Genomic DNA, 18981 nt, shown 5'->3' with positions numbered 1-18981 from the left:
ATGCCTGATCGGCCATGATTGTGATCAACGTAACCAACTCGTCTTCAGTGGTTGCCACACGCATCGGTCGCTTTCTGGCTGATCTCACCCCCAGTGGTTTTGATCAGAACAAGGTAGAAGATGAACTGATGAAACAGCTGGTTGAGCAGCTGGCGGCCCAGGGAATTCAGGGTGAAGTGGCGGCTGTAAAGGGATTAGATCTTCACAACAAAGAAATCAAGATCGATGAGCGAATCCAGGTGCGCCGGCATAAAGTTGTTTGAGGGCAGAGGCCTGGCTTCTGATTCTGCTTCTGCTGCAAGCAGGTGATCGAGCACAGTTTTTCAGCATACTCCCAGAATTCGAAAGATGTCCCCAGCGTTCCTGAGCATGCCGTGTGATCCGCTGCTGAGCCCCTGTCTACGCTGATCGGAACAGCGAGGGACGCATGCGTCATCGGGAGTTGTGTCGATGGTCCCTTCTTCCTGCCCTGGGCTTGCTTGCCCTGCTCGGGGCCTGCGGGTCACCGCCGCCTCCTGCCGAGCCGTCCAAGCCGGCCGCCTCGGCCCCTTCGGAGACCACTCCAGCCGCCGCTGTTCCGGCCTCGCCGGAACAGGGAGGCCCCCGCAACTGGCAGGTTCCCGGCAGCAGCGCGCCCTTGTCGCTGCGGGAGAGTGCCTCAGCAGGTTCAAAGCTGCTCGCCACCTACGAAGCTGAGACGATTCTCGACAACCTCGGTTGTCAACCCGGCGACGCCGGTGTCTGGTGCGATGTGCAGCAGCTGGGAGGTGGGCCGAGGGGTTTCGTCCCCGCCGGCAGCCTGAAGCCTGCCGTTTCCCCCGATGGCAGCGTGGCCAGAGGTTCTGATGATTCCGCCCTTCGCGCCGGCCAGGGTGACTTCGATGCCAGGGGATCGGTCCCCTGCGCCCAGCAACCCGGTCAGCCGATGGGGTCGTGTCCGTTCGCCGTCGCCAGGGCCGGTGGCGGCTACGCCACCGTTCTGATCACCCGACCGGAAGGCGGCACGCGGGCGATCTACTTCCGGATGGGTCGGGCGATCGGCGCTGACAGCAGCGAAGCCGATGCTTCGGGCCCCTTCACGTTGAAGCGGGAGGCAGATCTGAACCTGATCCGGGTGGGCAAGGAGCGCTACGAGATCCCTGATGCAGTGGTGCTCGGCGGCTGATGGCCTCAAGGGATTGCAGCGATGCTGCCCCCATACGATCCAGGCACCCTTCCATGTCTGCTCAGTTCTTCCATGGCCACCTACCTGATCACAGGCGCGAACCGCGGAATCGGCTACGAATACTGCAGGCAACTGCAGGCACGGGGCGAGACGGTGGTGGCCGTCTGCCGCACCCCATCTCCGGAGCTGGAGGAACTGGGCGTGCGCATCGAGGCGGGGGTCGACATCACCTCCGAGGCAGCCATTGCCTCCCTGGTGGAGCGTCTGGGGGATCTGGCGATCGATGGGTTGATTCACAACGCCGGCCTCTATGAAGCCACCAGCCTGGAGACTCTCGATGCGCAGAGCCTGCGCCGCCAGTTCGAGGTGAATGCCATCGGCCCTTTGCGGCTCACCCGTGCCCTGTTGGATCATCTCCACCCAGGAGCGAAGGTGATTCTGATGACCAGCCGCATGGGCTCGATCGATGACAACAGCTCAGGCGGCTCCTACGGCTACAGGATGTCGAAGGTGGCGCTCTGCATGGCCGGCAAGTCGTTGGCCATCGACCTCAGGCCCCGCGCCATCGCCGTGGCCCTCCTTCACCCCGGTCTGGTGAGCACCCGCATGACCGGCTTCACAGCCCACGGGATCACGCCGGAGCAGTCGGTTCGTGGCCTGCTGGAGCGCATCGACGCCCTCACCCTCGAGACCTCCGGCACCTTCTGGCACGCCAACGGCCAGGAGTTGCCCTGGTAGGTCCATCTCTCCATCGCAGCGGTGATCACAACAGCGAAGACCTCAGCACGACCGGCGCCATACTGACCGGCGTCATACTGAAAAAAGGAGGCCGGCGGGCGATGGATCCGGCCCTGCGCGCAAGGCCATGCCCTCCAATGATCCTCTGCAGAACTGGAGCCGACGCCGACTGCTGAAGCTGGCTGGGCTGGCCACCGGCAGTGCGGCATTCTCGGTGGCCTGCAAGGCCGGCTCCTCCTCCGAATCGGCAAGTGCGCGCGTCAGCGGCTCTTCGCAGGTCCAGGTTGGCCCGGCAGAAACGCCCAGTACAGGGGTGACCCGGGTTGTTCTGATTCGCCAGGAGGATCGTGCGGCTGGCACCCATCAGGCCATCGACCTGCTCCAGCCCACGGGCCTCGAGGGGAACAGTGTGTTCCTCAAGCCGAATTTCAACACGGCTGATCCAGCCCCCGCAGCCACCGATCCGGCCCTGCTGGAGGCCCTGGTGCGGGATCTGCAGAACAGCTCCGCCGGAGCGATCACGATCGGCGATCGCTCCGGCATGGCCGACTCCCGACGTGCGATGGAGAGCAAGGGGGTGTTCCGGCTGGCGGATCGCCTCGGCCTGCGTGCGCTGGTGCTCGATGAACTGGAGCGGGACCAGTGGTTGCATGTTCCTGCTGAAGGCACCCACTGGCCCCAGGGTTATGCCTTCGCCCGGCCCGCCCTCGACGCCGGCGCTGTGGTGAGCACCTGCTGCCTGAAGACCCATCGCTTCGGCGGGCAGTTCACCCTCTCGCTGAAGAACACGGTGGGACTGGTGGCGAAAACCCTGCCTGGAGAGTCCCACAACTACATGGGCGATCTCCATTCCTCTCCCCATCAGCGGCGGATGATCGCCGAAGTGAACCAGGCCTACAGTCCTGCCCTGGTGCTTCTCGACGGGGTGGAAGCGTTCGTCAATGGGGGCCCGGACCGGGGGAAGGTCGCCAGGCCGAACGTCATCCTCGCCGGCACGGACCGGGTGGCCGTGGATGTGGTGGGGATTGCTCTTCTGCGCCTGTTGGGCACCACCTCCGCGGTCGCCCGTGGATCCATCTGGGAGCTGGAGCAGATTCAACGGGCGGTGGAGCTGAATCTGGGGGTCGACCGTGCGGAGAAGATCGAAATCGTCACAGCCGATGCGCCGGGCCGGGCGATGGCCGATCAGATCCGCAGGCTCATGACATCGGGATCAGCATGACGCCGGAATCCATCCGGTCTCCGCGACGGATCCCTGCCATGCCGCTCCGCAGCCGCTTGAGGCGCGGAATGATGCAATGGATCCCGCTTCTGCTTGGCCTGCTTCTGGCCGTCGGCTCCTGCATCGGGTTCGGTCCTTCCCTGGCCGCACCTGGTCTCAATGGCCGCCCCAGCGGAGTGTCCTCTGGGGCCAGTGAGCCCCAGGTGGTTTCTCCCAGCCCGTCCCCTCCGTCGGACTTCGCCACGCTGATCGATGTGGGCAGTTTCGTGCTGGCACCGGTCAGGATCCTTGGCGTGCCGGTGATTCAGGTCACCTCCCGCACTGTCGGTGCTGGATCGGAATCGATCGATGCCCGCCGCCGGGCCCGGGTGATCGAGGGAAATCTCATGCTCCTGTATCAGCCCGTGCAGGTGTGCAGCCTTGGCGAACGCCTGGCCGATGGGCTGATCCGCCGATGGATCAAGGCCGAGAGGAGCGATCTGTGTTCCCTCAAGGGCTGGAAGCAGAACGAGCCGGATTCCCTGGTTCTCCGCGCCCGATCCCTGCCCTCTGGCCTGGCGGTGATCGAAGCCCTGCTGCCCGGGCGCAGGACTCCCTTCACTCTGCTCACGGTGACGGAGGCCGATGCCCAGTTCTTCGGCACCACTCCCTGGGAGCTGGCTGAATCCTGGCGCTCAGTGCTTCAGGCCAGGCTGCGCTATGCCCGGGCGGTCACGAGCCCCTCGGCCCTGCTCAGCCGTCTGGGTCTCACCGCGGTGATGATTCTGATCGTGGTGTTGGCGGAAGCAGGGATCATCTGGCTCTGGCAACGCGTTCGCAGTCGCACAGTCCGCCTGCACCGCCAGGCCCGGGAGAATCCCTGCACCACCAGCCTGTTGCTCGTGCAGGTGAACTTCGGGCTCTCTCGGCTGCTACTGGTGCTGGTCGTGATCGGCCTCGTGCTGATCCTGAGCCTCTTGGTGATGGCCGTCCCGGGTCAGATCCCCCTGGGCCTCGAACTGCTGGTGGTTCCAGCTGAGGCGGCCGCCAAGGTCATCGTGATCGGTGGGCTGGCGATCGTGCTGCGTTCCCTTGCCAGCTTTCTGCTCTTCCAGTGGTCCGCGAATCTGGCCGTTCCAGCCGAAGAACAGTGCCGGCGTGAGCAGCGCTTTCGCAGCCTGCTGAAGGGCAGCCACCGATTGATCAATTGCTTCTGTCTGGCGCTGGTGGGCCTCTGGATCCTGTTCGGGATTCCCGGGGTCCGCAGCTTTTCGGCAGAGGTTCTCCTGGTGGGGGGCGCTCTGCTGGGTGCGCTGGCCCTGGGCTTTCAGAGCGTGCTGCGTGATTTCCTGGCCGGCATCGTGGTGGCCCTGGAGGATCACTACGCCATCGGCGACTGGGTGGAGATCGATGGGGATGAGGGCGTGGTGGAAGACGTGGGAATGCTCAACACCACCGTGCGTTGTCTCGATCAGAGGCTGCTGGTGGCAGCGAACAGCTCCTTCCAGAGGGTGATCAATCACACCAAGCTGCGCTCCGGCGTGGAGGTCACCTGGGTGGTGGCCCCGAACACGGCCTCGATTGAGCGGGTGCTGGCGGTGGCCCACCGGGTGATCATGGACTTCTCGGCTGATCCCGAATGGAAGTCCCTGCTGATGCAGCCGCCACTGCTGCGCGGTGTCACGCAGGTTTCGCCCCTGGGAATCACCATCAGCGCCCTGCTCGTGACCCGAACCATGGAGCAGTGGAGGGCAGAGCGGGAGCTGCTGCGTCGCCTGGTGCAGGGCCTCCAGCAGGAACAGATCCGGCTTGCCTACATCCCTGAACTCAAGGCTCTTCAGAAGCCATGATCGGACGGCAGGGTGCTGATCCAGCCCGGGTCTTGCAGGTGTGACTGCTGCTACCGATCTCCCCAAGGGCCCTTGTGAACCTTGAAGGACAACCCAGCGTCCATGGGGAATGACGAGGAGATCTCCTGTTGCCCGCCGTGCCTCTCTTGCCTTCTCGATCGCAGGCCTGCTGCTTTCTCTTCCCGCAGAGAGCCGGGCCGATGTGATCCTGCACGCCTTTGACTGGTCCTACGCAGACATAGCCGAGCGGGCAGAAGCGATTGCGGCGGTGGGATACAAGGCGGTGCTGGTCACGCCACCGTTGAAATCACCGAAAACAACGAGCTGTGAGTGGTGGTTGCGGTATCAGCCTCAGGATTTCCGCGTGATTGATCATTGTGATGGCAACAGGGAGTCCCTCGTTCAGGCGATTCAGGCACTCGATTTGCGAGGCGTGAAGACTTACGCGGACGTGGTGGTCAATCACATGGCGAACGAGAGGATGGCAGCAACCAGTTTCCCTGGTGAGGAGATCCTGCGCGCCTATTCTGAAGACAAGCCGTACTGGAGCAGGCAGATTCTCTACGGGGACAGCAATGGTGACGGGATCCTTGATAATGGGTATCTTCCTGATGATGGCACCCCCGATGGGCTGTTCGGGCCACAGGACTTTCACCCTCGAGCCTGTATTCGGGACTACGGCAACCGTTTTTCGGTGATACGTGATCGTATCTGCGGTCCTGACCCTGATCCAGGCCTGCCCGATCTGATCGACACCGATCCCACCAGGACCTGGGTGCAGGACCAGCGCAAGCGGTATGTTCAGGCTCTCTACGACCTTGGCATCCGGGGATTTCGTATCGATGCCGCCAAGCATATGCCGAATGGTGCCATCAGGTCATTTGTGCCAGAGGAGGTGGCCAGAAATTCCCATGTCTTTGCGGAGATCATCACCTCAGGTGGGGCCACCTCAAGCGATTATCAGCAGTATCTGGAGCCGTACCTCCGGGAACTTCCATCGGAGTTTGGTGCCTACGATTTCCCGCTGTTCAATGCACTCAGGCAGGCCTTCTCGTTCTCTCGCCCCCTCTCGGATGTCGCTTTCCCATACTCCAGCGGCGATGCCCTGGCCAACAGCCGTGCCGTCACCGTGGTGGTCACGCACGACATTCCTTACAATGAAGTATTCAGATCACTGATTTTTGATCAGGATGCAGAGTCCTCTGTCGATGAAGATCTGGCCTATGTGTACATCATGGGTCGAGACGGTGGGACCCCCCTGGTCTTTGACGATCAGTCGGATGGCCGCTCCAACAACAGCCGGTGGCGCGATGTGTGGAACAGCGATCGCATGGGGCGCATGATTGCCTTCCACAACCGCATGCAGGGCAAGCCGATGGAGGTCATGGCCGCTGATGCCTGCACCCTGCTCTGGCGTCGCCAGGAGGACGGGATCGTGGCCATCAACAAATGCGGGGAGCAACGCTCGATCACGGTGGACACCCGTTTCAAGTTCAGGTGGAACCACCCTTACCGCGACATGCTCACGGACACCTTGCTTCCTGAAATCAAGGGGCCCAGCTACACGTTTCACCTGCCAGCCCGCAGCGCCAGGATGTGGTATGCGGTCGGATCCAGCACATCCCTACACCACAGTGGCGATGATCTCGGCGGAGAAACTCACCGCGGGCTCGCTGTTGGGCGAGATCGGCCCATCGGGGAATGGCGACACTGAATGAAAATCAAGGTCAGTGGGCGGTGAGAGGAAGGAGGCGTGGAACACATTGGAATAGCTGCCATCCGTGAGGGCAAACTGCAAGCCACTGGTTGTGAGCTGAGGGTCGTCAGCCAGTCCGGCCTGCCGCACCTGGTTGTCTCCCGTGTAGGGAACGCCATCGTCGGGATTCACATTTCCCGGAATGCCCTCTCCCGCAGGAAACAGCCCAGAGATTCTCACTCCGTTGCGCCGGCCGATGATGCCATCGATGTCGAACCAGCCATCGCCGTCAAGGTCCGGGTCGCTCAGCAGCAGCCCGCCAGCCGTGACGGGATCCACCTCCCCATCGAGGCTTCGGTACTGCCAGGACCAGACGACGGTGTCGCTTGGGTAAAGCCCGAACAGGTAGATCTCAGGCACCATCAGTCAGGTCCAGGCTGGGGACATGGTAGTCAGATCGGTGCATTGACTCACCACTCCTGCAGGCCCTTCGTCCAGCTCAGGCAGTCCGGCCCGGCTTCAGCTTGCCGCAGAACGCCAGGCTACCGGACAGGAAGGGTGAGAGGCCCTGGGGAAAGGGAAAACCCATCGAACCGGTCACAGCGTGACAGCTGGAAGCCTGCAACACCTCGTCATCATCGTGGCCCAATGGATGAGTGCATTGGCAGCGCCAGTGCCTGGATCCAATCCTTTGCCAGGGCCGCAACGCCGTCGGGATTGAGCTGCTGACCGGTTTTGTTGAAAGAGGATCCCACCCCGGGATCGAAGCCCCTGCGTGATGCCACGAGAGGGTGATGGGAAGCCTCGTGGCCCGCAGCCAGCGACGGGTTTCCTCCGTATTCCTTCATTTTGTTGACGCTTGAGGCCGCCGTGTCGAACCTGATCAGGACAGCCCCTGCCGGGCCCGGTTTCTGCTTCAACCTTTGATGCATCCCATCGTTCCGATCACCGCCGCCGCCACGCCTTCACCTGCCGGGGTCGACCTCACGGCTCTCAGCGCTGAAGTGCTGCCGATGGTTCTCAGTCTGCTTGGGGCCCTGGCGATCCTGCTGCTGGGCTGGCTGGTGGCCGGAGTGCTCTCCAAGATCTGCCGCTCGGTGCTGCGGCGGCTGTCGGTGGATGAGCGGCTCTCCCGCACCCTGTCGGACGGGGGCGAAGACACCAAGCCAATGCGGCTGAGCCGCTGGATCTCCACCGGGGTGTTCTGGCTGGTGATCGTGCTGGCTGTGCTGGCGGCGCTCGACACGCTCGATCTGCGCACGGTGTCCCAGCCGTTCAGTGAGCTGGTCAATCAGATCTTCGCCTACCTGCCGAAGCTGCTCTCGGCTGCCATCCTGGCCACCGTGGCCTTCGTGCTGGCCACGGTGGCACGATCGATCGTGCGCGGGTCCACTTCCAAACTGGAGCTGGACGAAAAGCTGTTCGACAGCAAGGAGGACGACGCCCCGGCAGGGATGCTGATCGGCGAGGCCGTCGCCAATCTGGCGTTCTGGTTGATCATCCTGTTCTTCGTGCCGCTGGTGCTCGGTGCCCTCAACCTCGGCGCCCAGATCACCCCGGTGGTCGGCCTGTTCGAGGATCTGATCGGCGCCTTGCCGCGGCTGGTCAAAGCTCTTGTGATAGCGGCGATCGGCTGGCTGATCGCCAAGACCCTGCGGGGCGTGGTCTCCAACCTGGTGGCTGCCAGCGGCCTCGACAAGGCCGGCGCCGATTTCGGCCTCAACCCGGAGAAGGGCGGCCAGCGGCTCTCCTGGATCGCCGGAATGCTGGTGTACGTGCTGGTGCTGATCCCCACAGCCACCGCGGCCCTTGATGCCCTGGCGATTCCGGCGCTGTCGGGTCCGGCCACCGCCATGCTTGCCTAGGTGCTGGTGAGCCTGCCCCAGATCTTCACGGCCCTGCTGATCGTGGTGGTGGGCGTGGTGGTGGGCCGTTTCGTGGCCGGTCTGGTGGAGCGGGTGCTGGCCGGGGTGGGCTTCAACCGTCTGTTCCAGTGGATCGGCCTGCCCGAGTACGGCAAGGCCGCGAATGCCGAGGCCGGCGATGGAATGCGCTCGCCGTCGGAGCTGGTGGGTGTGGTGGCCTTCCTGGCCATCCTTCTCTTCTCCTGCATCGCCGCCTCGAATGTGCTGGCCCTGCCGGCGCTCACCGACGTGCTCAAGGTGATGCTCCTGGTGTTCAGCCAGATCCTTGCGGGGCTGGTGGTGTTTGCGATCGGGCTCTACCTGGCCAATCTGGCCAGCCAGGTGGTCGCCGCTTCGGCGGGCCCGCTCGCCCCCCTGCTCTCCACCATCACCAGGCTGGCGATCATCGCCTTTGCCGGTGCCATGGCCCTGCAGCAGATCGGCGTGGCGCCCATGATCGTCTCGATCGCTTTCGGTCTGCTGTTCGGCTCGATCGCTGTGGCGGTGGCGGTGGCCTTCGGCCTGGGCGGCAGGGAGGTGGCCTCCGAGCAGCTGCGGGAGTGGATGCGCTCGATCAAGACCCTGAAGTGACCCGGGCGGGAGGCCTTGGCTGCAACCCGCCAGGCGGTAGACGATCAACAGGAGTATCAGCCAGGTGCTCCTGCACCAGATTGCACCGGTGATTGAGTGGCCTCCCTCAGCTCATCGGCCACCGCCTGCTTCATGGAATGAAGTAGGGCGTCAGCTGATTCCAGGGTGCAGATGTTCCTGCAGAAGAAACAGATCCCTCGCGGACTCCGCCTCTCCACCTGGACGAGATCAGCGCCGGCGGCTGTGTTGAAGGCCTCAGCCTTCGCCTCGAGCAGAGTGCAGGGCATGCTCAGATCGCGAGACGCGGACGTGTTCTTCTCTTGCCACAGATCTCTGAACACGGCAAACATTCTTGCCACCCGTTCCGCCCGCCTGGTGATCGGCGCCGCACTGCCTGCCTGCTTGGCTTTCGACAGCGCCGCTAAAACGTTTTGAAAGGCTGTGCTGGTCTGCCGCAGATTGAGTTTTTGCTCCCCCTTGTCACGAAGTCGGGTTGCCGTCTGGATCATGGCGATAGCGAGCAGGTCCTCCTCCGGGCTGTTTGGCGTGACTCCTCGCCGCCAGGCCTGTTGATAGACCATGCGCATCGACTCGACGAGTGGAGCGCTGACCACCAGCCCGGCTGCGCCCGCCGGTGCGGAAGGGATCTCGCATCCTGGTGGTGAGGCACCGGCAGGAGGCAGGCAGGGAATGAAGCGCAGGCTTCGATCGGGTCCAATGGGGAACGCATAGGGCGCTGCCTCGGCAACCAGCCTGATCTCCCCCTGAAGACGCACCTGGACCGCGGGCTTGCCGTCATTGCTCCATCGGACCAGATCCTGATCCAGGTCGACGAGGACAGCGGCTTCAGCAGGAAGCATCCAGATGTTGGACCCAAGCAGGACCGCCAGGAGGCTCTTGATCAGGTGCATGTGCTTCAGGGCAGGAGCCCACACCTGAAAGCTAGAAAGAAGGAGAATGGTTGTCCACAGATCCTGGCGTCCGCCAGGGAAGTAGCCCAGGGCTTGGCCGATGGCCATGGAAACAACCAACAGCGGTACGGTCATTGCGGTTCGGGAGAGCGTGGTTGATGTGCATTTTCCTCATCAACTTCCCGCACTGCTGAATCGACTGGATGCTGGGGAGGATGGCCATGTCGTCATCGAAGTCGTCAGCCACCTCAGTACTGAGGTCGTGCGGGGCATCGCCCTGACCACGGCCTCGGGGCTGGCTCGGGGCTCACGCGTTGTCGACACTGGTCATTCGTTAAGGGTTCCAGTCGGCAGGCAACTGTTGGGCCGCATGTTGAATGTCTTCGGTGAGGCTATCGATCAGGGTGATCGGATCGAGGGTGTGGCCTGGCGATCCATTCACCAATCCACTGTTCCACTCAACGAGCTTTCAACCCATCCGGAAATCCTGGAAACGGGTATCAAGGCCATCGATCTCCTGACCCCTGTGGAGCGAGGTGGCAAGGCAGGCTTATTCGGCGGAGCCGGAGTGGGAAAGACAGTGCTGATCACGGAGATGATCCACAACATGGTGCGTCACCATCAAGGCGTCAGCCTGTTCTGCGGAATCGGAGAAAGAAGTCGAGAGGGGGAAGATCTTTATCGCGCCATGAAGGATGCCGACCTCCTTGATCAGACCGTGATGGTCTTCGGGCAGATGAGCAAGCCACCCGGCGCTCGTTATCGGGTGGGTCATGCAGCTCTGACGATGGCAGAATACTTTCGTGACGATGCCCACCAGGATGTGCTGCTGCTGATTGATAACATTTATCGATTCATCCAGGCAGGCCAGGAAGTCTCTGGTCTGATGGGGGAACTGCCATCAAGGGTCGGCTACCAGCCGACCTTGGCCTCTGAGCTGGCGGCGCTTGAGGAACGCATCTCCAGCACATCCTCGGGGGCCATCACCTCGATTCAGGCTGTGTATGTACCTGCTGACGACTTCACCGACCCTGCAGCGGTCCATACATTCGGTCATCTCTCCTCCACAATTCTGCTGTCACGCAAACGAGCCAGCCAGGGCTTCTATCCTGCCGTTGATACTCTCGGCTCAAATTCCAAAATGTTAATGAGCAGCATTGCCGGTCGGCGCCACTACTCAATCGCTCTTGCCGTTAGAGAAGCTCTGGCAACGTATGAAGAGTTGAAAGATCTTATCGCGATGCTGGGGATCGAGGAGCTGTCTCCCTATGATCGTCAATTGGTGAACCGGGCCCGGCGACTGGAAAAATTCCTCACACAACCCTTCTTCACGACTGAGCAGTTCACCGGCAAGCCTGGACGGCATGTGAAACTCTCTGATGCTCTGGAGGGTTGCGAGCGCATCCTCAACGATGATTTTGCTGAGGTTCCTGAATCGGCGCTCTACATGATTGGTGCCATTGACGAGGCCGTGGCCTGATGGAGCTGAAGGTTCTGCTGCCCTTTGAGGAGATCCTGCATGTCGATGTCGTGAAGGTGCTCGCGGAAAGCCAAAGTGGTTGCTTCGCTCTGCTGCCACACCATGCCGCTCTGGTGAGCACCCTGGTCCCAGGGATCCTCTCCTACCAAGATCTCGATGGCCAGGAAGGATTCGTCGCGCTTGATGAAGGTCTTCTGGTCAAGCGAGGGGCGCAGGTCACGGTCACGGTTCGTCGGGGGGTGGCAGGAGGATCCCTTGAAACCTTGCAGAAGACAGTGGTGGAGCAGTTTCTGGCCCTAGATGAACGGGAAGAGCAGGCTCGCGCCGTGCTGGCCCGGCTCGAGGCCAGCTTCGTGTATGGCCTGGTGGGGCTGGGAGATCAGGGATGAAACAGGCTCGTCACGAAGAGTCCCGTCCCCGGCAGAAGCCACCATCGCTGGCTTCTCAGGTTCGCCGCAAGGCTGAACGTCGCCTTCGCGCCAAAGCTGAGGGTGATCGGAGCATCCTCAAGGGGTTAGGTGTGTCTGGAATGGTGGGCTGGTCGGTGACCCTTCCGGCGCTGCTTGGTCTTGCCCTGGGGATGTGGGTCGACCGCCGATTTCCCGGCTCCTATTCGTGGACCCTGATGTTCCTGGTTCTCGGAATCGTGCTGGGATGTTGGAATGCGTGGCGATGGATGCAGCAACAGCAGGAGGGGCCATAATGAACGGTCTTCCTGCTCTGGCTTCCGGCGTGTCAACGCTTTTCGCTAGCGCTTCGGTGCTGATGGCCCTGCTGATCGGGTTTGTGCTGGGTCTGTGCTTTTTTACTTCCCTATGGCTCACTGTGCGCCACCTGCCTCGCTCCTCCAACCCCGTGCTGTTGATGCTTGGCAGCGGAGTGGCAAGGATGGCAGTAGCTGTTCCCGCGTTTTATTTCGTGGCTGCAGGCCAGTGGCAGCGCGTGGCTTTTGCCCTGCTTGGATTCGTCCTCGCCCGCTCCCTGCTGATCCTTTGCTGGCGTCCCATCCCTTCCACGGATCCGGCTGTTCTGGATGATTGAAGCGTGCAACTAAGCCCCGACACCATCGTGATCGCCACCTGGGGACCTTGGACCCTGAGCGCCACCCTGGTGTTCACCTGGCTCACGAGCGCTGTGCTTGTTGGCTTCTCCCTATGGCTTGGGCGCAGCCTCAGCTCAGAGGGCACACCATCCCGCATGCAGTGCGTGGTGGAGGCCGTTGTTGAGGCCATCTGCCAACAGATTGAGGATGTTTCCCAGCAGGATCCCGCTCGCTACCTGCCCTTCATTGGCAGCCTATTTCTGTTCATTATAACAGCCAATATTCTGACGATCATTCCCGGCTTTGAGCCGCCAACGGGGTCGCTTTCGACCACCGTAGCCCTTTCGATCTGCGTGTTCTTTGCTGTCCCTATTTATGGCATCAGTGATTTAGGCCTCCGCCGTTATCTGCTCTCCTATCTGAAGCCCACCCCGCTGATGCTGCCCTTTCAGGTCATCGGTGAGTTCTCGCGAACTATAGCTCTTGCAATGCGTCTGTTTGGTAATATCATGAGTGGCACTTTGATCACGGCCATCCTTCTGTCCATTGTGCCGTTCTTCGTGCCTGCTGTGATGCAAGCGATGGGTCTTGTCTTTGGAGTGATTCAAGCCTATGTCTTCGCGGTGCTCTCGTTGGTCTATATCTCATCCGCGGCTAGCATTGGTGCCAAGGCTCGGGGTGGCTCCCGAACTACAGCACCCGGAGCGCCCTCATGAGTGACCTTGCCCTGATCGGAATGGCCTCCATCGCTGGAGCGGCCTTTACGATGGCCGTGGGCTCGATTGGTCCTGCTCTGGGAGAGGGCTGGGCCGTGGCACGCGCTTTGGGAGCTTTGGCCCAGCAGCCTGATAAGGCCAATGTGATCACCCGCACCCTGTTTGTCGGTCTGGCGATGGTTGAATCCACCGCCATTTACTGCCTGGTTGTCGCGATGGTCCTGGTTTTCGTTAATCCATTCTGGATTTATTTTAAAGGGCTTTGATATGCTTGTTGACTGGTTTATCGTTGCCGCCCAGATCTTTAATTTCCTGCTTCTTGTCGTGCTGCTTCGGTGGGTTCTCTATGATCCAATACGCCGTGTGATTCGACAACGTCAGGATCGAATCAGGCACGATATCCATAAGGCTGAGGAGTTCCAGCAGACTGCCCAGCGGGATATGGAACATCAGCAGTCCCTCCTCCTCGATCTTGAAGCGCATCATCAGCAGCTCCTTGCTGAGGCCAATGCAGAGGTGGAGGCGCAGCGGTTGGATCAGCTCGCTCGCCTGCGCACTGAGGTGGAGGAACGACGGCAGCTCAGCTATCAGTCCCTTCAAGAGGAGAAGGAGGCCTCCCTCCAGACAGTGAAACAGCGCGTTCTTCTGGAGAGTCAGTTCATCGCACGCAAGGCCCTGAAGGATCTCGCCAATATCGATCTGGAGCATCAGATCGTGGCTGTGTTCATCGATCGGCTCAAGCATCTTGACCCCCTGGAGCGAGACGCGATTCAGACCATGGATGGGGCCGCCCATGGGCCAATCAAAGTCCAAACCTCCTTTCCCCTTCCAAGGGAGCTCCGTCAGCTTCTGATTGATCAGGTGCTTGAGTCCCTCGCGTGCAGCGGACGTGTCACCTTCCTCGACGATCCCCTCTTCCCCATTGGCATCCAGCTGGGAATCGAAGGGAAGGCCATCCGCTGGACGCTGGATCAGTACCTTGGCGACCTCGATCGACATCTGACCCAGGCCCTCCTTCCGAAAAACAGTTCTCTTCATGACTCAGCGACAGCGTCCGCTTGAGGCTGCTTTGCTCGGGGCGCTGGATTCGCTGAGTTGTTCCGTCGACGCGTTCCGCCCAGCTCTTTCCGTACAGGAGACCGGCGCCACCCTTTCCGTGCGACGCGGCATCGCTCAAGTGGGTGGACTTCCCAATGTGCGGTCTGACGAACTGGTCAGCTTCTCGTATGAGGATCAGCAATCCGGCCCGTCGTCGATCCTTGGGATCGCCTTCAATCTCGATCCTGAGGAGCTGGGGGTTGTCCTGCTGGGGGACAGCCAGCACATCTGCGCCGGGGATCCGGTCGTTCGAACCGGCCGGGTGGTGGAGGTTCCGGTTGGTGATGGTCTGCTGGGCCGCACGATCACCGCCCTGGGTGAACCCCTCGATGGATTGGGTGATGTCTCGTTCAGCACGATGCGCCCGATTGAGCGTGAAGCTCCGGCCATCCTGGAGCGGGCTGCAGTCACGGTGCCCCTTCAGACCGGATGGAAGGTTGTTGATGCCCTGATTCCGATTGGCCGAGGCCAACGGGAGCTCATTATCGGAGATCGCCAGACCGGTAAAACGCTTCTGGCAGTCGATACGATTCTGAATCAGAAGGATAAAAACGTCGTCTGTATCTACTGCGCGATCGGACAGCGTTCAGCCTCGATTGCAAATGTGATCGCGACTCTCTCGGACTATGGCGCGATGGAGTACAGCATCGTGGTTGTTGCCTCTGGCCAGGATTCGCCTGGGTTGCAATATGTTACCCCCTATGCTGCCACCACCATGGGCGAGTACTTCATGGAGATGGGGCGTGATGTGCTGATTGTCTATGACGATCTCACGCATCACGCCCGCACCTATCGGGAGCTCTCCCTTCTGCTGCGGCGAACGCCCGGGCGTGAAGCCTATCCTGGAGATATCTTCTATCTGCACTCGCGCTTGCTGGAGCGGGCGACTCACCTCTCCCCTGCCCTCGGAGGGGGATCTCTGACTGCGTTGCCGATCATCGAGACCCAGGCTCAGAATATCTCGGCTTATGTTCCTACCAATCTGATTTCGATCACCGATGGGCAGATCTACCTCTCCTCTGATCTGTTCCGAAAGGGAATCTTTCCAGCTGTGGATGTGGGCAGGTCAGTCTCGCGTGTCGGCTCAAGGACCCAGCTCGCAGCCCTTCGGGAGATCAGTCCTGGTCTGCGCCTGGCCTATGCCCAGTATCAGGAGATCGAACTCTTCACCCGTTTTGGAACCCAGCTTGATTCCGGCACCCGCGATGTCTTGCGGCGGGGTCGGCGCATCCGGGACGTACTCAGGCAGGGACTGCACAACCCCTTGTCGGTGCCTGAGCAGGTCACGATGTTGTTTGGTACGGATTCAGGTCTCTTCGACGAGCTACCAGAGATGAGTCTGGAGTCTGAGGAAGCGAGTATCCTGAGCCATGTGCGGCGGGAGCTGGCCTCCCTTTACCAGAGGATCGAAGACGGCAAGCCCCTCTCGGTGGAGGATCGTGAGGCGCTCAGCGGCAGCATCGCCGCCGCCCTTGCCGACGACGACAACGCGTAACACCCATGCAGACGCTTGAGGAGTTGCGAGCCACGATCCGTACAACGCAGGAACTGCAGTCGGTCGTTCGAACCATGAAGGCACTGGCGATGGCGGGGACGCGTCAGTATCAGTTGGCCAGTGAATCACTCGTTGCTTATACCGCCAGTGTGGAGCTGGCCCTGCAGGCTGTGCTCCGGTTGCAGCGCTTCGATGCCGCTCCTGCTTCCCTTTCTTCACTGTTGCCCTCTCCCACCGCTCCTGGGGATGTGGGTGTGATTCTTTATGGATCCAGTCACGGACTCTGCGGTCCGTTCAACGAGCAGATCGTCACCTTCACGGTTGAGCAGCTGCGGCGCCGAGGCATCGCCCATGAGCGATGCAGGATGGCAGTGGTCGGAGACCGCCTTGCCACCCTTCTGGAGGGTGGCCCTCTGCCGGTTGAGGCACGTTTTTCGCTGCCCAGTTCGGTGGCGGTGATTTCAGTCCTGCTTCAGGAACTCCTCCCGTTGATTGAAGGCTGGCGTTTCCCGGATTCTGTTGCCGGGGCGATGAAGACCGACCCCGCATGGAGCGATCCAGAGCACACCAGCGCCGGTGTCGGTCGGATCTTGCTTGTGTACCAGAGGGTTCTGACTGCCACGACCCATCAGCCCTCGGCGTTGCAGCTCCTGCCCCTTGATCCCTCCTGGCTTGGGGGGCTGCAGTGGCGCGCCTGGGGCTCGTGCGGTGAGCCGATGAACAACCAGCCGCTTCCAGGGCTGTTCGCGGGCATCGTGCAGGAGTACCTCCACCTCTGCCTGTTCCGGGCCGCGGTGGAGTCGCTGGCCAGCGAGAATGCTGCGCGCCTTACGGCCATGCATGCTGCAGGAGAACACATTGATGAGCGCCTCAGTGAACTGAATGCCCTGCATCGTCAGCAGCGGCAGAATGCAATCACCGGTGAACTGCTCGACATCGTCTCTGGTTTCGAGGCTCTTCGTCAGAGAGAATGACCCCGGTTGTTGCCGGCAAAGGAAGCGTTGGGATTCACCTGATTGTGTGGCCAGGCATCATGGGTTGACGACACCAGTCCAGGCCAGGGGCAGGCGCCGCAGCACCAGAGAGCAACGGTACCGCCGCCGGGTGGTGTAAGCCCTGCGCAGGCTGATCTCAGCTTGTGCTGTAAGCGACTTGAGCGGCAGTCTGGCTTGAGGATGGCTGGACACCCGAGCTGAGGTCTTGAGATGGGCGGCGAGCCCCCGACCCTGGTGACCTCACATTGTGACCTCGCCGACCATCGTCAGTTGAACAACCTGGCGAGTCGACAACGCCAAGCTTGAAATGGAATCTGTGGGTGCGAGAATCGGCCCATAAACGATTGCTTCCAGGCCGCTCTGTCATGAACCTTCCTGCGAAAATCTGCAGACGTTTCCGCCTTCCTCAACAGGTCAGTTTTGCCCTGCTTCTCCTGCTGGCGCTGCTCCTGCTGGGATCTCCAACGTTTCAGATTCCCATCGCTATTGCCGCCGAGACCCCCTCCCCGTCCAGCTCGACAACCGAGTGCGCGGAGAAGCCCGTATTCGTGACCCTTGACGGCCGGAATGTGCTGGAGATGCGCGCGACCACCGGCGCCCAGAACCTGGAGGACGTTGCCCGTCGTGAGTCCAGCGAACTTCTCGCGTTGGCCAAGGACAGAACCGTCGCCGTGAATCAGATCGTTGTCCGCGACTCCCCTCCCTATGCCTTGATCGGAATCGAGGACAGCTCGGGGGAGTTTGAGCAGCTCGGAGCGGTGGATGATCGGATGGCGGCCTGCTCCGCCAGTACCCGCATGAGGCTTGCCGAGACGTACAGGGATTCCTTGAAGACGGCCATCAGCCGTTACAGGAAGGAGAACAGTGCTCAATTCTGGCTGCGGGGCAGTGCCCTGGCCGCGTTGGTGCTGGCTGCCTATGTGGTGTGGCTTCGGGTGCAGTTCCGTCTCAACAACCGGATCCGTGACTGGTTGTCGAGCAGGGAACGGTTTGTGCTGCAGAGGTTGAGTCGGGTGGGAATCACGGCGTTGGTGGATGCGGACAGGGTGCGTCAGCTGATGCAGCTGATTCGTGTGGTGATTCATTGGACCATCCTGCTGTTGATCAGCTATCTCCTGATCCCCCTCCTGCTTGGCTTCTTCCCTCCCACCCAGGGGATCGCTGAGGGGCTGCGAGCGCAGATCCTCGGCCTGGTTGTTGCATTCCTTCAGGGGATGGTGGCCGCGATCCCTAACCTGCTGTCCATCGCGGTGATCATCGGGATCACCATCGTGATCATCCGGATCAGCAATGCGTTTTTCAATGCGATCCGTCTTGGACGCTTGCGCATTCCAGGTTTCTACAGGGAATGGGCCAAGCCAACCTCCCGGCTGGTGGCGACCCTGGCGGTGTTGATTGCTCTTGTCGGAGCTTTCCCTTTCGTCCCAGGTTCCGGCAGCGAGGTGTTCCAGGGAGCAGGACTGTTCGTGGGTGTGCTGGCGGCTCTCGGCTCCAGTGCTGTGGCCACAAATATCATCAGCGGACTGATGCTGATCTATACCCGCGCCTTCCGCGAGGGTGATCGCATTGATATCAACGGGGTGGTTGGCGTGGTGCAGGATCGCACCCTGCTGGTCACGCGGGTGAAGACTCCTCGCAACGAACTGGTGAGCATCCCCAATGCCACCGTGATCAGCAGCTCGGTGACCAATTTCAGCTTCTCACGCCGCGAGATCCGCCAACCAGTGGCCCTGGCCACCACGATCACCATCGGCTACGACGTGCCCTGGCGGCAGGTGCACGAGCTCATGCTCACCGCCGCCCGCAGCGTTGAGGGAATCACAGACGAGATCGAGCCGTTTGTGCTGCAGACCTCGCTCAACGACTTCCATATCAGTTACGAACTCACGGCTTACGTGCGCGATCCAGGCACCTATCGCCAGACCCTCTCCGACCTCTTTGCGGCACTCCAGGATCACTTTGCCGAGGCCAAGGTGGAGATTCTCTCCCCCGGCTACCACGCCATCCGCAACGGCAATGCCAGCACTCTCCCCAAGCAGCCAGGGAACAATCCCTGAGTACGAACATCGGGGGGAGCAGAACCACACCAATCACGTCAT

20 protein-coding genes are annotated in these 18981 nt (G+C 61.3%); 18 read left to right on the top strand and 2 right to left on the bottom strand.

Annotated features, from left to right (window positions below):
- Positions 1-14 precede the first annotated feature (14 nt).
- The 6 genes from FPZ61_RS03585 (at position 15) to FPZ61_RS03560 (ending at position 6668) form a co-directional block, all read left to right on the top strand.
- Entirely contained in the window at positions 15-263 is a 249-nt protein-coding gene (locus tag FPZ61_RS03585; RefSeq protein ID WP_185465000.1) for a hypothetical protein, read from the top strand.
- A gap of 212 nt (positions 264-475) precedes the next feature.
- On the top strand, positions 476-1165 hold the full coding sequence (locus FPZ61_RS03580) for a hypothetical protein (RefSeq protein WP_185464999.1): 690 nt from the start codon (positions 476-478) through the stop codon (positions 1163-1165).
- A gap of 72 nt (positions 1166-1237) precedes the next feature.
- Complete coding sequence (locus FPZ61_RS03575) at positions 1238-1903, top strand: SDR family oxidoreductase (RefSeq protein WP_185464998.1); 666 nt, start codon at positions 1238-1240, stop codon at positions 1901-1903.
- 313 nt (positions 1904-2216) lie between these two features.
- Entirely contained in the window at positions 2217-3125 is a 909-nt protein-coding gene (locus tag FPZ61_RS03570; RefSeq protein WP_370594264.1) for a DUF362 domain-containing protein, read from the top strand.
- A 71-nt stretch (positions 3126-3196) separates the two neighbouring features.
- The gene (locus FPZ61_RS03565) at positions 3197-4954 is read left to right on the top strand and encodes a mechanosensitive ion channel family protein (RefSeq protein ID WP_185474745.1); all 1758 of its coding nucleotides are present in this window, start codon (positions 3197-3199) and stop codon (positions 4952-4954) included.
- A 109-nt stretch (positions 4955-5063) separates the two neighbouring features.
- Complete coding sequence (locus tag FPZ61_RS03560) at positions 5064-6668, top strand: alpha-amylase family protein (protein WP_185464995.1); 1605 nt, start codon at positions 5064-5066, stop codon at positions 6666-6668.
- Here the strand turns inward: FPZ61_RS03560 and FPZ61_RS03555 are convergent.
- On the bottom strand, positions 6579-7073 hold the full coding sequence (locus FPZ61_RS03555; RefSeq protein ID WP_185464994.1) for a hypothetical protein: 495 nt from the start codon (positions 7071-7073) through the stop codon (positions 6579-6581). The two genes, FPZ61_RS03560 and FPZ61_RS03555, sit on opposite strands and share 90 nt — an antisense overlap.
- 503 nt (positions 7074-7576) lie before the next feature.
- Here FPZ61_RS03555 and FPZ61_RS03550 point away from each other — a divergent pair.
- Together FPZ61_RS03550 and FPZ61_RS03545 are read left to right on the top strand one after the other, a co-directional pair.
- Positions 7577-8515, top strand: coding sequence for a hypothetical protein (locus tag FPZ61_RS03550; RefSeq protein WP_185464993.1), 939 nt, complete (start codon positions 7577-7579; stop codon positions 8513-8515).
- 6 nt (positions 8516-8521) lie between these two features.
- On the top strand, positions 8522-9145 hold the full coding sequence (locus FPZ61_RS03545) for a mechanosensitive ion channel (RefSeq protein WP_185464992.1): 624 nt from the start codon (positions 8522-8524) through the stop codon (positions 9143-9145).
- 56 nt (positions 9146-9201) lie between these two features.
- Here the strand turns inward: FPZ61_RS03545 and FPZ61_RS03540 are convergent, their stop codons facing one another.
- Positions 9202-10191 (bottom strand): hypothetical protein, encoded by a 990-nt coding sequence (locus FPZ61_RS03540; protein ID WP_185464991.1) that lies wholly within the window; start codon positions 10189-10191, stop codon positions 9202-9204.
- Between FPZ61_RS03540 and atpD the strand changes: the two genes are divergently transcribed.
- The 10 genes from atpD (at position 10163) to FPZ61_RS03490 (ending at position 18939) form a co-directional block, all read left to right on the top strand.
- Complete coding sequence (gene atpD / locus FPZ61_RS03535) at positions 10163-11536, top strand: F0F1 ATP synthase subunit beta (RefSeq protein WP_370593357.1); 1374 nt, start codon at positions 10163-10165, stop codon at positions 11534-11536. The genes FPZ61_RS03540 and atpD overlap by 29 nt on opposite strands.
- On the top strand, positions 11536-11925 hold the full coding sequence (locus FPZ61_RS03530; protein ID WP_185464989.1) for a F0F1 ATP synthase subunit epsilon: 390 nt from the start codon (positions 11536-11538) through the stop codon (positions 11923-11925). Before atpD ends, FPZ61_RS03530 begins: the two co-directional genes overlap by 1 nt.
- On the top strand, positions 11922-12239 hold the full coding sequence (locus FPZ61_RS03525) for an AtpZ/AtpI family protein (protein WP_185464988.1): 318 nt from the start codon (positions 11922-11924) through the stop codon (positions 12237-12239). The genes FPZ61_RS03530 and FPZ61_RS03525 overlap by 4 nt, the downstream gene beginning before the upstream one ends.
- Positions 12239-12577: an ATP synthase subunit I gene (locus tag FPZ61_RS03520; RefSeq protein ID WP_255441335.1), complete on the top strand. Its 339-nt coding sequence runs from the start codon at positions 12239-12241 to the stop codon at positions 12575-12577. Before FPZ61_RS03525 ends, FPZ61_RS03520 begins: the two co-directional genes overlap by 1 nt.
- 3 nt (positions 12578-12580) lie before the next feature.
- Positions 12581-13294: a F0F1 ATP synthase subunit A gene (locus FPZ61_RS03515; RefSeq protein ID WP_185464986.1), complete on the top strand. Its 714-nt coding sequence runs from the start codon at positions 12581-12583 to the stop codon at positions 13292-13294.
- Complete coding sequence (locus FPZ61_RS03510; RefSeq protein ID WP_185464985.1) at positions 13291-13560, top strand: F0F1 ATP synthase subunit C; 270 nt, start codon at positions 13291-13293, stop codon at positions 13558-13560. Before FPZ61_RS03515 ends, FPZ61_RS03510 begins: the two co-directional genes overlap by 4 nt.
- Before the next feature lies 1 nt (position 13561).
- Complete coding sequence (locus FPZ61_RS15855) at positions 13562-14356, top strand: hypothetical protein (protein ID WP_185464984.1); 795 nt, start codon at positions 13562-13564, stop codon at positions 14354-14356.
- Positions 14331-15887, top strand: a complete 1557-nt coding sequence (locus FPZ61_RS03500) for a F0F1 ATP synthase subunit alpha (RefSeq protein ID WP_185464983.1) — start codon at positions 14331-14333, stop codon at positions 15885-15887. Before FPZ61_RS15855 ends, FPZ61_RS03500 begins: the two co-directional genes overlap by 26 nt.
- A 5-nt stretch (positions 15888-15892) precedes the next feature.
- Positions 15893-16861, top strand: coding sequence for a F0F1 ATP synthase subunit gamma (locus tag FPZ61_RS03495; RefSeq protein WP_185464982.1), 969 nt, complete (start codon positions 15893-15895; stop codon positions 16859-16861).
- Between the two features lie 569 nt (positions 16862-17430).
- A complete protein-coding gene (locus FPZ61_RS03490) occupies positions 17431-18939 on the top strand; it encodes a mechanosensitive ion channel family protein (protein ID WP_370593356.1) in 1509 nt (502 codons plus the stop codon).
- Positions 18940-18981: the final 42 nt, after the last annotated feature.

The sequence above is a fragment of the Synechococcus sp. BSA11S genome (assembly GCF_014224355.1).
Lineage (GTDB): Bacteria > Cyanobacteriota > Cyanobacteriia > PCC-6307 > Cyanobiaceae > Regnicoccus_A.
This window is presented reverse-complemented; position numbering and strand designations above follow the sequence as displayed.